Genomic DNA, 13,076 nt, shown 5'->3' on the forward strand with positions numbered 1-13,076 from the left:
ACAGTCGTGCAATATAAAACCGTATAAAGCTGTTTTTACTCCAACACAGTGCCTTCCAGGGTCATCCGGTAGGCACCACCCTGGCCAACAACTACAATAAACCCATCGCTGCTGGGTGCCAGTGCACTCAGTGTCATCCGGTCCGGCCGGTGTGAAACCGACAAACCACTGTTGGTACCTGAAGCCAGCTCCGCGCCAGACCCGGTCAGTACCGCCCCGGAATTGCCAACCAGCGCAATACTGCCATCGGTCAGTTTGGTGGAACCAAACAGGGTTTGATCGGTACCAGAGCTGAGTGGTTGCCAGGTCTCCCCGAGGTCCACGCTCTGATAAATATTCCCCCGCAAACCATGAACCAGAACACGACCATGCCCGCCACTTACACCAAACCAGGAACCTTCATAGGGGCTCTCCAAAGTTATCCAGGACTGGCCCGCGTCAGAAGAGCGAAAGAGGATGCCGGCCTCACCGGCCAGAAACAGGTTGCCCTGACCATCGTCGTTAATCGCGTTGTAGTGAAACTCATCGTCATTGGCGATACGGTCATCGATAAATGCCCAGCTCTTGCCGCCATCTACCGTTTCAATAATGTAACCGTACGCACCCACGGCAAAGCCGTGAAGGCTGTCGCTAAACCATACATCCAGCAGTGGTACTGTTGCCTCACGATCAACATACATCTGTTGCCAGGTTTCGCCACCATCTTCTGTCTTCAGTACTATGGCATCGTGACCGACGGCATAGCCAATCGTTTCTGAGGGAAAGTGCACCGCCGTCAGCATTTGCATGGTTGGCACACTGGCCTGCTGCCAGCTGACCCCGTGATCATCGGAGTAGACAATGTGACCACGTTCACCGACAGAAACCAGCCTTACACCACCATCAGTACGGGTCACATCCAGTAGAAGACTGTTGGCTGCCTTTATGGACTGGACCGCCGGGCGGTCAACAGGAGGCTTGGAAGATAAAGCATACACCGATTCGGCTGACAAGATTGCAACAGACAGTAATACGAAAGACAGAATGGCAACAGGCATACGACTTCCCTTCTCTTTATATTCTTGTTTTTAGTGAGACGAGTATAAACAAACATTATTGAACAGCGAAGTATATCCGGGTGCAGATATTGAAAATAACAACGATTGTGGATAAAAAAAGCCGTCTGCCCGCTTGAAATGTTGGGTTCATTGCAGGGTATCGCCGCCGGTAGTGACCAGCTCCAGGGAGGCTATTTTTTGTCAGCGGCTGTTGAGCATAATAAACGGCAATTTGTGTTAGTATACGGCTGCTTTAGCCGAGCCAACGGTTTTATATTTGCAAAAAACAATAAAAAAAGGCACCTGTCATGAATAACAAACAGCTCGTACTATCAAGGCACCAAGGTGGCAACAGCCCCCGGCAGGAGAACACAGAATGATTGACACTAACGACTTTGTCGGCGTCTGGGCTCTTGAGGAATGGTCCGTTACCCACAAACCGTCCGGCTATGTTGCCTACCCATTTGACGGTAATTCCGAAGGCCATATTATCTACACTGAAAACGGTTGGGTATCAGCCACCCTGATGGAAACAGATCGTCCACCCGTACCACAGGATCGTCGCCATCTGTTTGCCGCTCGTATGCAACTCGCCCCCCCGGCAGGTATCCAGGCACCAGAATTGACCGCTGAAAAACAACAGAAGTTTGATCGGCTGAAAGAACTCTTCTGCCGCTCCGGCATGGGTTATGTAGCCTATTGTGGCCCATTTACTGTGAATGGAGATATGGTACAACACCATATTAAAAACAGCCTGATACCCCAGTGGACAGGTACTGTTCTGGAAAGAAAGTATGAGTTTGACGGTGATCTGCTCACCCTCAGCGCCACCGATGGTGATTTCGCCGATAAGCTGGTGTGGAAACGCACGGCTTAATCATTGCCATCGATTTACATACCAAAAGATCGGGTCATGTAACCAGCGTTGCTATTGTGCCGCCGGACGAATGGGGCGAATTCTTGCGGAAGCCGGCACCTTATTCAGGAAGCCGGCTTAAATCGAAACATCAGAGGCTCTTGGTGACTACTTCATAAACATCAGAAGAAAGGCCGGGCGTTGCTTTAATTCTCTCCAATGCCTTACGCATACGTTCACGACAGCCAGGCTCAAATTTACGCCAGCGGGTTAAAGGCGTCATCAGCCGTGCAGCAATCTGCGGGTTTTTCTTATCAAGATCCAGCAGCTGATCCGTCAGGAACTCATACCCCAGGCCATCCACACGGTGAAACTGCTTCATATTGCCGGCAAAACCTCCCAGCACAGAACGCAGTTTATTCGGACTGGTGGCATCAAAAATCTCATGCTGCATCAGTGCCAGAACATGTTCCAGGGTTCCCAGTGATGGGCTGGCGGCCTGGACCGACAACCACTGGTCCATGACATTGGTATCGTCCTGATAACGTTCCAGGAAATCCGCCAGCACTTCCTCAACCAGCTCCCGATTCTGACAGCCAGCATTAACGATACTGACCAGTGCCGCAAAACGATCGGTCATATTGGACGCACCGTGATACTGCTGCTCCGCCAGCGCCAACATGCCTTTATCATCCAGGCTGGTCAGATAGGACAGGCTGATATTTTTCAGCGTGCGTTCAGCAATATCTTCTGCTTCAGGTCGGTAAGGCTTATTGATGCTTAAAGAGCGCCACAGAGTTTCCAGCGACTCACGGTGCGCATAGGCAATCGCACTCTTGACGGTCAGGCGTGCCTGATGAATAAACTGTGGGTAAACCTCAATCGCCTGTTCCGCCAGGGACGCTTCCGATGGCAAAGAGAGCATTTCCGCTTTCACCGCCAGATCCAGCGATTCATCGGTGATAATCGTCCCAAACGCCTTGATCAGGCTTTCATCCAGGCTGCACTCCCTGCCCTGTTCCAGGGCCGCCACCATTTCATCAATCACACCACTGGCCAGACGCTGGCTGGCATCCCAGCGGTTAAAGTGATCGCTGTCGTTTTCCATCAGGAACAGCAGGTCATCGCGGGAGTAGTCATACCGGACCCGCACCGGCGCAGACAACCCTCTCAATATAGAAGGCAGTGGGCGCTCTTCTATATTTTCAAAGGTGAAGGTTTCCTTGTCCTGTTTGACATCCAGTACCTGATCAGTGTCTCCGGCGTTATTAAGCGGCAGATCCTCACCTTCTCCGTCCAGCAGGCCGATACGCACCGGAATATGGAACGGCAGCTTTTCCTTCTGCCCAGGTGTTGCAGGACAGGATTGCTCAATGGTCAGCCGGTACTGCCTGTTCTCTTCATCGTATTCATCACTGACCTTAAGTACTGGCGTACCTGCCTGGCTGTACCAGCGACGGAACTGCCCCAGGTCGCGACCAGAAGCATCTTCCATGGCTTTGACAAAATCTTCGCAGGTCACGGCCTGACCATCATGGCGGGCAAAGTAAAGATCTGACCCTTTACGGAAATCCTTTGGCCCGAGAATGCCATGGATCATCCGTACGACTTCCGCCCCTTTTTCATAAACGGTGACGGTGTAGAAATTGGCAATCTCAATAAACGACTCAGGTCTTACCGGATGCGCCATCGGCCCGGCATCTTCGGCAAACTGGGCGGTACGGAGAATATTGACATCCTCAATGCGTTTTACCCCCCGGGAGTTCATATCCGCGGAAAATTCCGAATCCCGGAACACGGTAAAACCTTCTTTCAGGCTCAGCTGAAACCAATCCCGGCAGGTCACCCGGTTACCGGACCAGTTGTGGAAATACTCGTGGGCAACAATCGCTTCAACCCGCTGAAAGCGGGCATCTGTCGCCGTTTCCGGACTGGCCAGCACACAGGCTGAATTAAAGATATTCAGCCCTTTGTTTTCCATGGCCCCCATATTGAAATGATCAACGGCGACGATCATGAAAATATCCAGATCGTATTCACGACCATAGACCTGTTCATCCCACTGCATGGATTTCTTCAGAGAGATCATGGCATGATCGCACTGGTCAATATTGTGCGCTTCGGTAAACAGCCTCAGCGTCACCTCACGGCCACTCATGGTGGTAAAGTGATCTTCCACATACTGCAAATTACCCGCGACCAGAGCAAACAGGTAGCTTGGCTTTTTGAAGGGGTCTTCCCAGGTGACAAAGTGCCTGCCATGGTCCAGTTCGCCACGCTCAATATCATTACCATTGGAGAGCAGCACCGGATACGCTGCCTTGTCGGCGGTGATTCGGGTGATAAACCGGGACATCACATCAGGACGGTCCAGGTAGTAGGTAATCTTGCGAAAACCTTCTGCCTCGCACTGGGTACAAAACATGCCATTGGATTTATAGAGCCCTTCCAGGGAGGTGTTTTCCTGGGGCTTGATGCGGCAGACGGTTTTTAAAGTGAACGCTTCTGTGGGTGCGGCAATCCTGAGAAAACCGTCCTCTTCCCTGAAGTCCGTGAATGGCTGGTCATCCATTTCAAGAGAAAGAAGTTCAAGGTCATCCCCCACCAGTACCAGCTCAGGAAGCTTGTTCTCCTGAACGTTTTCTGCAGCGCTGGCTGACGGGTTATCAGGATTACGACGAATACTCAGCACTGAGGTAACCAGCGCATGGTCTTCAAAGAGATCAAAGGTCAGGTTGGTCTGATCAATCCAGTAGTCAGGTGCCTGATAATCTTTCAGGTAAATCGCTTTTGGTTGCGAGTCTTTCATCTTGTCCATCCTGTTGTCTTTGTCATAAGCGTTTGCACAGGGACTGTGATTAATTTACAGCCACGCTCACCTCATAGGCGGTATGTTTACGAATATTGACCACACCATTATCAAAAATCAGATACTGTCCCTTGATACCCAATAGCGTGCCTTCAATCAGCGGCTCCTTGTCAAAAGATCGGGATGTTACTTTGGCGGGGTATTCAATCACCGGGTAATCAATATTCAGTACGGCAGAAGAGTCAATATCTACTGACTTTACATCTACCAAAGGTTGTATCGCCTGAATGCCAAATTGCTCCTGCAATGCGGTAATCCGACTATGGTTCATGTCCAACAGTTCCCGGGCGGTATCCTGCAGGTCCAGAGGGTCAGCGGGCCCCTTCAGCATAGCCCGCCAGTTGGTCCGGTCATTGATAAATTCCTTGAAAATCACTTCCAGCAGCCCCGATTGCTGACGGGTCGCCACGCGGATAAATGGCATGGCCTGCGTGGCACCCTGATCAATCCAGCGGGTTGGCACCTGGGTTGCCCGGGTAATGCCAACCTTCAGACCGGATGAGTTGGCCAGATAGACGACATGATCTGTCATACAGAATGTCTCTCCCCAGGCGGGATCACGGCAGGTACCCTGATGATAATGGCACTTTTCCGGACTCATAATGCAGCTGTCACACTGGGGCAGCTTTTTAAAACAGGGATAGCAGAAGCCCTGGTTAAAACTCTTTTTAGTTTTCCGGCCACAGTGACAGCAATGAATTTCCCCCTGGTACTGCATGGACAACTTCTGTCCCAGCAGCTCATTCAATGGCAGCAGCTGCTCGCCAACGGGCAGTTGGTAGGTAACCTGGCTCTTGCTGTTGTCAGTCCCGGTCAACAGGTCTGAATGCATTTTGCTGAGCGATCCGGTGATGGTACTTTCGGACACAGTTGTACTCTTGTGTAGGGTAAGAACGGCCCTGTTATTAACCAACAGAGCGACATCAACATAAATAGAGAGTCTTCAGTTCCTGAAACGAAGGATGGTGGCCTCTTCAGCAGAGCTGTCCTCTTTCGAAGATGTACCACCGGATTTGCACTTGCCGGGCATATAGCCGACCCGTTGTGACTCTGGCAGGTGTTCGTGTTCATAAACAATCACCGCCTGCAGGCTGACATCCCGTTCTTCTTCGGTCATGGCCCGTCCATCAGGCCATTTACCCAGTTCCAGGGCCAACTTCAGTGCCTGATGGATAGCAGGCGTCATCTTCTCCAGAAAAGCATCTAACTGCATGGTATCGAATCTCAATCCTTTTCTTTAAACAGTAAACCGGCAATGGCACCCAGCAGACAACCTGCCACAAGGCCGCCGGTATGTGCGGCATTGGCCATATTACCAAAACCAATAGTACCCAGAACGCCGGTATAACCCACCACCAGCCAGGTCAGCATAAAGCCGTAGTAAAACGGCGGGAGTCCAAACTGCCAGTTCCGGTCTACCTTTTCCCGGGTCATGCAATACCCCATCAGGCCATACACCACACCGGAAAAGCCGCCAAAAATAGTATCATCCCCAGCCCAGAAGTACTGGGTAATATTGGAAATCACCGCAGTAAAGACGATGATGGCCAGTAGATGAATGCCCCCCTGACGAGTCTCCAGCCGACTGCCAAAAATATACAGAGCCAGCATATTGAACGCCAGATGGCTCAGGCCAAAATGCAGAAAGATCGGACTGATCAACCGCCAGTATTCCCCCTGCTCAAGCCCCATGCCAAAACTGCCAAAGTAGAGATAACCATTAGCAACCTCGAAGGGAATAAAGGCGAACCAGGCTATTGCCTGCCAGTTGGCACCGGCCCGGGTGATCAGTGCGACCACCATGCAGGCCACCATAAACAGCAAGGTGACCGGTATGCTCTGCCAGGGAATACTCTTGAGCCAAGCACCCGCATTCACACCGGCCCTGGGGGGCGCTGCCAGCACTTGTAAATCACCGGACTGCCACTGCTGATAAAGGCTGGTGACAATACGGGACTTTTCCTCATTCTCAGTCCAGACCACCTGTTTGCCTGACTCTTCTGTGACCTTATGGGGAATCCCCCGGGCATAGAGAAAGTAGGATAGGTCGCTCAGGTCGATGTCTCCGGGGAGTTCCAATGCCCTATGCATAATGTGAAAAAAGTCCTTGAATTAACAACGCTCTTCCTGATAGTTCCAACGCAACTTGGAACGACAGGACTCATAAAAATTATGGTTCAGAGGGTGCAGCAGCTTTAAACGCTGAGACTTCTTATGAATCGTGATTTCATCCCCCGGTGCCGAGGTGATATGAATCTGTCCATCACAGCTGATCTGCGGGGATATGGTGTTTTCATGGCGAATCACCAGTTTCAGCTCGCTATCGCCATCCACCACCAGGGGACGGTTGGTTAACATGTGGGGGTACATGGGCACCAGAACAATGGCATCCAGCCTCGGGTGCATAATGGGACCACCGCCAGACAGCGCGTAGGCGGTTGAACCGGTTGGCGTGGCAATAATCAGTCCATCAGCCCGCTGCTTATAGACGAACTGCCCATCGATATACAGTTCAAACTCAATGATTCGGGTCGACTTACCGGGGTGCAGCACCACATCATTCAGCGCATCCCCCTGGCCAATCACCTTGCCCTGGCGGCGAACCCGGGCCTCAAGAAGAAAACGACTCTCGGCCAGATAACGTCCCTCAAGCACTTCTGCCAGCTGGTCATCCAGCTCATCCGGGGAGATATCGGTCAAAAATCCCAACCGCCCGCGATTGATACCGATCACGGGAATATCGTACAGCGCCAGTGTGCGGGCAGCGCCCAGCATACTGCCATCACCACCCACCACGATCACCAGGTCACACTGCTGCCCCATTTGCTCACGGCTGATCATGGAAAAGGAGTGACCTGGCAACAGACCGTCCAGCTGTTCATCGAGAACTACGGTCACCCCCCGCTGCTGCAGAAAGTCTGCCAGATGTCTTAGAGTATCCTCCACCTGAATACGCCCCTGGCGGCCGGTTACTCCGACAATTTTGAAGTGTTCCATAAACTCAGTGATGTCGCCTTAGAATGTGAGTGAGTATACGTTAGTCATGAACAGATTTTTACATCAAAGCATACATCATACTCTTCAACAGGTTCTACTAAAGACAATAGAGCGAAGATCCACCCTAAGAAGGCTCGGGATAATAGAACCTGATGCAATCAGAATCCGGGACAAGGTCATTCAGTTAGCCTGAGGCGACGATATCTTTGATTGTTTTGAATCGTTACTTAAGACGCTATCAATAGCCTGTGTAACATAGGTCTCGAAGTATTCCCGTTTGCCATTTTCCAGTACCACGTAGAGTCCGGAAATATCATCGCCCCAGATCGCCATCAGCAGTTTTTTTTGACCTCATCGCTGAAAGGACTGGCCATGACCACAATCAGGTAATCCCTGACGCACGCCTCATGGCCATTTTGCAGTGCCTTGAACAACCCCGTAAAACCCTTACCGGATTTCGCCAGCAGCAGATCCAGTTTGATCTCGTCGCTGAAGGTGCTGTCCATCACCCGCCTACAGTAACTCTTGACACACTCACCATGGCCATTTTGCAATGCCTCGAAGAGCCCGGGAACACCATCGCTGGATTTCGCCCTCAGCAGGTTCTGTTTGATCTCGTCACTCAAGGAGCTGGCCAGGACCCGATCCAGGTAACGCCTGACGCACTCAACATAGCCATTTTGCAGTGCCACGTAGAGCCCGGGTAACCCCTTGGAGGATGTCGCCATCAGCAGATTCTGTTGACCTCGTCGCTCAGGGAGCTGGCCAGGACCTGATCCAGGTAACTCTGCACAAACTCCTCCTGGCCGTTTTCCAGTGCCATGAAGAGCCCGGGATAACCACTGTCGGACTTCGCACTCAGCAGATTCTGTTTGGCCTCGTCGCTCAGGGAGCTGGCCAGGATCCGATCCACGTAACTCTTGACGCACTCCCCATGGCCTTTCAGCAGCGCCACGCAGAGTCCGGGAAAACCCCTGGGGGATTTGACCATCAGCAGGTCCTGTTTGACCTCGTCGCTCAAGGAGCTGGCCAGGACCCGATCCACGTAACTTTTCACGCACTCAACATGGCCATTTTGCAGTGCTACGTAGAGCCCGGGAAAACCATCGTTGGATTTCGCCCTGATCAGGTCCTGTTTGATCTCGTCACTCAGGGCGCTGGCCAGAACCCGATCCAGGTAACTCGCGACGCACTCACTATGGCCATATCGCAGTGCTTCAAGGAGTCCGGGAAAACCCTTGGGGGATTTCGCCATCAGCAGGTTATGTTTGAACTCGTCACTGAAGGGGCTGGCCATGACACAATCCAGGTAATTCCTGACGCACTCAACATGGCCATTTCGCAGTGCTGCGAAAAGCCCGGGATAACCCCTGGGGGACGTCACCATCAGCAGATTCTGTTGACCTCGTCGCTCAGGGAGCTGGCCATGACCCAATCCAGGTAACTCTTCACGCACTCCCCTTGGCCGTTTTGCAGTGCTATGTAGAGCCCGGGAAAACCACTGTCGGATTTCGCCAGCAACAGATCCTGTTTGACCTCGTCGCTCAAGGCGCTGGCCAGGACCCAATCCAGGTATTTCCTGACGCACTCCCCATGGCCCTTTTGTAATGCTATATGCAGTCCTGGTACACCATGGTCATTTTTAGCCATCAGGGCAATCTGTTGATGATATGGATCAAGCCGGTTCAGTTGCCCCATGAATTGATCCACCATTTGTGCAGAAAAATGGCCATTTCTGAGCATTAAAAACAGGATGGACGAATTCATATCCGCCAGAATCCTGACCAACGAGTGACCGGCCCGGCTCTCCACCGTTGTCGTGGTTAAACATCCCCCCAAAGAAGGCCCGGGGTAATAGGATTTGATTGAATAAGAATTCGGGACAAGGTGCTCTATGTTAATCGCCGTCAGGGTTTGCAGGTCAGGGACGATGAGCCGTCGGACTCTCAGGGTGTCGTTGGGATCATAAAAGGCCAGTTTTATTTCCGGTCGCTCAGGCGACCAGTTGATCTTTAGAGCCATCACATGGTTCATTGACGAAAACAGATAGGTTTTATTTTGTTCGCTATCGACCAGCTGCTGTTGACAAGCTGCATGAATTGCCTGGCCTAAACCAGCCCGGTCAAAGTAATAACCTTCCTGTGCCGTTTTATAGCCATCAGCCGTGGTGTCTTCCAGAGCCTGGTCCATTTTAATACCGCTGTGACGGGAAATTTTATCAAGCCGATCAATGGACGTGAATTTGCCAACCTCTTTCGTGCCAAACTTGCCTGTAGCAAACGCATAGGCCAAATGCCTGCAAGTAATCGGTTTATGATCAAAGAGATTGTTCGCCCTGCCGTTGAACCTTCTCAGGTCGCCCTTTGACAGGTATTGCAAAATCCCGAAGGGATTAACAGGCAGGGCCGAAGATTCTGTGGGTGTATTGCCACTCTTCGGGGGGTTATTCACCTGCAACAGGTAAGTACGTCCCTGATGGTTCAGTTGTTCGATTTTACGGCGAATCAGAGATACATGTTGGGGAACATTGGCAGACTGACTTTTCTTTTCCCCGGGAATGTTTGTTGGATCAACAGACTTAACAACTCGCGAAAATCCAGTGAGGACTGTCGCTTCATTGACAGATTGAGAATCCTTCTGAGGTATGTCAGCAGATGAACAAGGTGTATTCTGACTGATATTATCCATAGTACATTATTTCGATGATTTTGATGTGTACAATCTCCTTTCTCTCTTAGCGTCCTTCAGCTCCTCAGGACGAACGGAGTTTGGAGGCCATTGATAAAAGAACCCATCAATTACCTTGAAACCATGTAATAGTATATAAACGTCAGTATGAACAGATTTTCACATCAAAGCATACATCACACTCTCCAACAGGCAGTAGAGTGGGTACAAAACAGCCCGCCATTATTTAATCGTACGGCCAGCCCTCTGTGAAAAATCAGAAAGAATATCCTCAGCCCGGCACCCAAAAAAAGGGCTTGGTTTCCCGATTCTCAGAATCCTTGTTTTGATATGTCTTGGCAGTAGCGCATTGCTTGATTTTGCTGTGGCTGCCTACGAAGGGAAAGAAACCGGGGAACAAGCTTTGCTCAGGAAACGCTGGTGTCATTCCTTCAGACGTTGCTGGAAGCATCGGGTGACTGGCTGGAACAGAAAATCGTTAATATGTTGGACATCATAGGACAGCATATTGTTGGAAATCGATCTGGTCGGTGGTAGTTTTTTTGCCATATCAGCCTCCACTTTCCCGGGAGGCTAATCATTTCAGTCTGGAGTTTGATTCTGAAGTACGTGGGTTTGATTGGCGTTTACATCGTGATTGGGGTGCACATAGGTTTCAATTATTCAGAGAGAAAACCCGTTCAGCAATCGGGGAATATTCCTGACTGAAATCAATCGTCAAATTGTTTTGAAACATCACTTAAGCTGCTATTGATAACCTGTATAACATACGTTCTCAAGCATTCCCGTTTGCCATTTTCCAGTGTCACGCAGAGTCCGGAAATACTATCGCCCCGGGCCGCCATCAGCAGGTGGTGTTTGACCTTGTCGCTAAAGGGACTGGCCTTGACCAGACTCAGGTAACCCTTGACGCACTCATCACTACCATTTTCCAGTGCCGCGAAGAGCCCGGGATAACCATCCGCGGATTTCGCCATCAGCAAATTCAGTTTGACCTCGTCGCTCAAGGGGCTGGCCATGACCAGACTCAGGTAACCTTTGACGCACTCAACAAGCCCATTGTCCAGTAGTGCCAAGAAGAGCCCGGGAAAACCATCTGGGGATTTCGCCATCAGCAGGTCCTGTTTGAACTCGTCGCTGAAGGGACTGGCCATGACCAAATCCACGTAACTCTTCACGCACTCCCAATGGCCATTTTGCAGTGCCAAGAAGAGCCCGGGAAAACCATCTGGGGATTTCGCCATCAGCAGGTGCTGTTTGAACTCGTCGCTCAAGGGGCTGGCCATGACCAGACTCAGGTAACCCTTGACGCACTCACCATGGCCATTTGCCAGTGCCGTGAAGAGCCCGGGAAAACCATCTGGGGATTTCGCCATCAGCAGGTGCTGTTTGAACTCGTCGCTCAAGGGGCTGGCCATGACCAGACTCAGGTAGCCTTTGACGCACTCACCATGGCCATTTTCCAGTGCTGCGTAGAGCCCGGGAAAACCCTTGAAGGATTTCGCCATCAGGGCAATCTTTTGATGATATGGATCAAGCCGGTTCAGTTGCCCCAGGAATTGAACGACCATTTTCGAAGAAAAATGTCCATTTGTGAGCATTAAAAACAGGATGGACGGATTCATATCCGCCAGAACCCTGACCAATGAGCTACCAGCCCGGCTCTCAACTGTTGTTGTGGTTAAACATCCACCCAAATAAGGCTTGGGGTAATATAATTTGATGAAATCAGAATCCGGGACAAGGTGCTCTATTTTAATCGCCTTCAGGGTTTGCAGGTCAGGGACGATTAATCGTCGGACTCTCAGGGTGTCGTTGGGATCATAGAAGTCCAGTTTTATCTCCGATCGCTCCGGCGACCAGTTTATCTTTAGAGCCATCAAATGATTCGATGACGAAAACAGATAGGTTTTATTTTGTTCGCCATCGGCCAGCTGCTGTTGACAAGCCACATAAATTGCCTTGCCTACGCCATCCCGGTCAAAGTAATAACCTTCCTGTGCAGTTTTATGTCCATCAACAGTGGTGTCTTGCAGTGCCTGATCCGTTTTAATACCGCTGTGACGGGAAATTTTATCCAGCTGATCAATGGACGTGAATTTACCAACATCTTTCGTGCCAAACTTCCCTGTAGCAAACGCATAGGCCAAATGCCTGCAAGCAATCGGTTTATGATCAAAGAGATTGTTCGCTTTACGGTTGAATCTTCTCAGATCACCTTTTGATACGTATTGCAAAACCCCAGTGGTATTAACCGGCAGGGCATCCGTCAGGGATTCTTTGGGTGTATTGCCACTCAAGGGCTTATCCACCTGCAACAGGTAAGTGCGTCCCTGATGGTTAAGTTGTTCGATTTTCCGGCTAATCAGAGACGTATGTTGGAAAACATTTGCGGGCTTACTTTTCTTTTCCTCAAGAATTTTTTTTGGGACAACAGACTTAATGGCCTGCAAAAATCCAGGGAGGATTGTCTTTTCATTTACAGATTGAAAATCCTTCTTGGGTGTTTCAGCAGATGAGCGAGGTGGATTCTGACTTATATTATACATAGGCTAATGAGTTACGCGAAGGCCGACTTTTGACATCACATAAGGCATGACTACACCTTAATCTGCGCTAGTAAATGATC

12 protein-coding genes are annotated in these 13,076 nt (G+C 50.6%); 1 reads left to right on the top strand and 11 read right to left on the bottom strand.

The features are described from left to right. Nucleotides 1-35: 35 nt before the first annotated feature. Complete coding sequence (locus O3276_RS06380; protein WP_269674889.1) at nucleotides 36-1,037, bottom strand: YCF48-related protein; 1,002 nt, start codon at nucleotides 1,035-1,037, stop codon at nucleotides 36-38. A 376-nt stretch (nucleotides 1,038-1,413) separates the two neighbouring features. Between O3276_RS06380 and O3276_RS06385 the strand changes: the two genes are divergently transcribed. Next, nucleotides 1,414-1,914, top strand: coding sequence for a lipocalin-like domain-containing protein (locus O3276_RS06385; protein WP_269674890.1), 501 nt, complete (start codon nucleotides 1,414-1,416; stop codon nucleotides 1,912-1,914). 130 nt (nucleotides 1,915-2,044) lie between these two features. Here O3276_RS06385 and pepN read toward each other — a convergent pair whose 3' ends face one another. From pepN to O3276_RS06435, 10 genes are all read right to left on the bottom strand, one after another. Further along, nucleotides 2,045-4,711 (bottom strand): aminopeptidase N, encoded by a 2,667-nt coding sequence (pepN, locus tag O3276_RS06390; RefSeq protein WP_269674891.1) that lies wholly within the window; start codon nucleotides 4,709-4,711, stop codon nucleotides 2,045-2,047. A gap of 40 nt (nucleotides 4,712-4,751) precedes the next feature. Continuing rightward, nucleotides 4,752-5,630 (bottom strand): DUF2797 domain-containing protein, encoded by an 879-nt coding sequence (locus tag O3276_RS06395; protein WP_442876566.1) that lies wholly within the window; start codon nucleotides 5,628-5,630, stop codon nucleotides 4,752-4,754. Nucleotides 5,631-5,705: 75 nt separating this feature from the next. Then, complete coding sequence (locus O3276_RS06400; protein WP_101747473.1) at nucleotides 5,706-5,975, bottom strand: YeaC family protein; 270 nt, start codon at nucleotides 5,973-5,975, stop codon at nucleotides 5,706-5,708. Nucleotides 5,976-5,986: 11 nt separating this feature from the next. After that, nucleotides 5,987-6,853, bottom strand: coding sequence for a rhomboid family intramembrane serine protease (locus O3276_RS06405; RefSeq protein ID WP_269674892.1), 867 nt, complete (start codon nucleotides 6,851-6,853; stop codon nucleotides 5,987-5,989). Between the two features lie 21 nt (nucleotides 6,854-6,874). Continuing rightward, nucleotides 6,875-7,759, bottom strand: a complete 885-nt coding sequence (locus O3276_RS06410; RefSeq protein ID WP_101747476.1) for an NAD(+) kinase — start codon at nucleotides 7,757-7,759, stop codon at nucleotides 6,875-6,877. Nucleotides 7,760-7,939: 180 nt separating this feature from the next. Further along, nucleotides 7,940-8,092 (bottom strand): hypothetical protein, encoded by a 153-nt coding sequence (locus O3276_RS06415; protein WP_269674893.1) that lies wholly within the window; start codon nucleotides 8,090-8,092, stop codon nucleotides 7,940-7,942. Further along, nucleotides 8,092-8,487 (bottom strand): ankyrin repeat domain-containing protein, encoded by a 396-nt coding sequence (locus O3276_RS06420; RefSeq protein WP_269674894.1) that lies wholly within the window; start codon nucleotides 8,485-8,487, stop codon nucleotides 8,092-8,094. Before O3276_RS06420 ends, O3276_RS06415 begins: the two co-directional genes overlap by 1 nt. Continuing rightward, the gene (locus O3276_RS06425) at nucleotides 8,487-9,146 is read right to left on the bottom strand and encodes an ankyrin repeat domain-containing protein (protein ID WP_269674895.1); all 660 of its coding nucleotides are present in this window, start codon (nucleotides 9,144-9,146) and stop codon (nucleotides 8,487-8,489) included. The genes O3276_RS06420 and O3276_RS06425 overlap by 1 nt, the downstream gene beginning before the upstream one ends. Continuing rightward, nucleotides 9,146-10,447, bottom strand: a complete 1,302-nt coding sequence (locus O3276_RS06430) for a ShET2/EspL2 family type III secretion system effector toxin (protein ID WP_269674896.1) — start codon at nucleotides 10,445-10,447, stop codon at nucleotides 9,146-9,148. The genes O3276_RS06425 and O3276_RS06430 overlap by 1 nt, the downstream gene beginning before the upstream one ends. Nucleotides 10,448-11,157: 710 nt before the next feature. After that, entirely contained in the window at nucleotides 11,158-12,996 is a 1,839-nt protein-coding gene (locus tag O3276_RS06435) for a ShET2/EspL2 family type III secretion system effector toxin (RefSeq protein ID WP_269674897.1), read from the bottom strand. Between the last annotated feature and the right edge of the window lie 80 nt (nucleotides 12,997-13,076).

Source organism: Endozoicomonas sp. GU-1 (assembly GCF_027366395.1).
GTDB lineage: Bacteria > Pseudomonadota > Gammaproteobacteria > Pseudomonadales > Endozoicomonadaceae > Endozoicomonas.

What these genes read in the sequence shown, in the direction of transcription:
- O3276_RS06380 (WP_269674889.1), bottom strand. Translation starts at nt 1,037, where the DNA reads ATGCCTGTTGCCATTCTGTCTTTCGTATTACTGTCTGTTGCAATCTTG.
- O3276_RS06385 (WP_269674890.1), top strand. Translation starts at nt 1,414, where the DNA reads ATGATTGACACTAACGACTTTGTCGGCGTCTGGGCTCTTGAGGAATGG.
- pepN (WP_269674891.1), bottom strand. Translation starts at nt 4,711, where the DNA reads ATGGACAAGATGAAAGACTCGCAACCAAAAGCGATTTACCTGAAAGAT.
- O3276_RS06400 (WP_101747473.1), bottom strand. Translation starts at nt 5,975, where the DNA reads ATGCAGTTAGATGCTTTTCTGGAGAAGATGACGCCTGCTATCCATCAG.
- O3276_RS06405 (WP_269674892.1), bottom strand. Translation starts at nt 6,853, where the DNA reads ATGCATAGGGCATTGGAACTCCCCGGAGACATCGACCTGAGCGACCTA.
- O3276_RS06410 (WP_101747476.1), bottom strand. Translation starts at nt 7,759, where the DNA reads ATGGAACACTTCAAAATTGTCGGAGTAACCGGCCGCCAGGGGCGTATT.
- O3276_RS06415 (WP_269674893.1), bottom strand. Translation starts at nt 8,092, where the DNA reads ATGGCGATCTGGGGCGATGATATTTCCGGACTCTACGTGGTACTGGAA.
- O3276_RS06420 (WP_269674894.1), bottom strand. Translation starts at nt 8,487, where the DNA reads ATGGCGACATCCTCCAAGGGGTTACCCGGGCTCTACGTGGCACTGCAA.
- O3276_RS06425 (WP_269674895.1), bottom strand. Translation starts at nt 9,146, where the DNA reads ATGGTGACGTCCCCCAGGGGTTATCCCGGGCTTTTCGCAGCACTGCGA.
- O3276_RS06430 (WP_269674896.1), bottom strand. Translation starts at nt 10,447, where the DNA reads ATGGATAATATCAGTCAGAATACACCTTGTTCATCTGCTGACATACCT.
- O3276_RS06435 (WP_269674897.1), bottom strand. Translation starts at nt 12,996, where the DNA reads ATGTATAATATAAGTCAGAATCCACCTCGCTCATCTGCTGAAACACCC.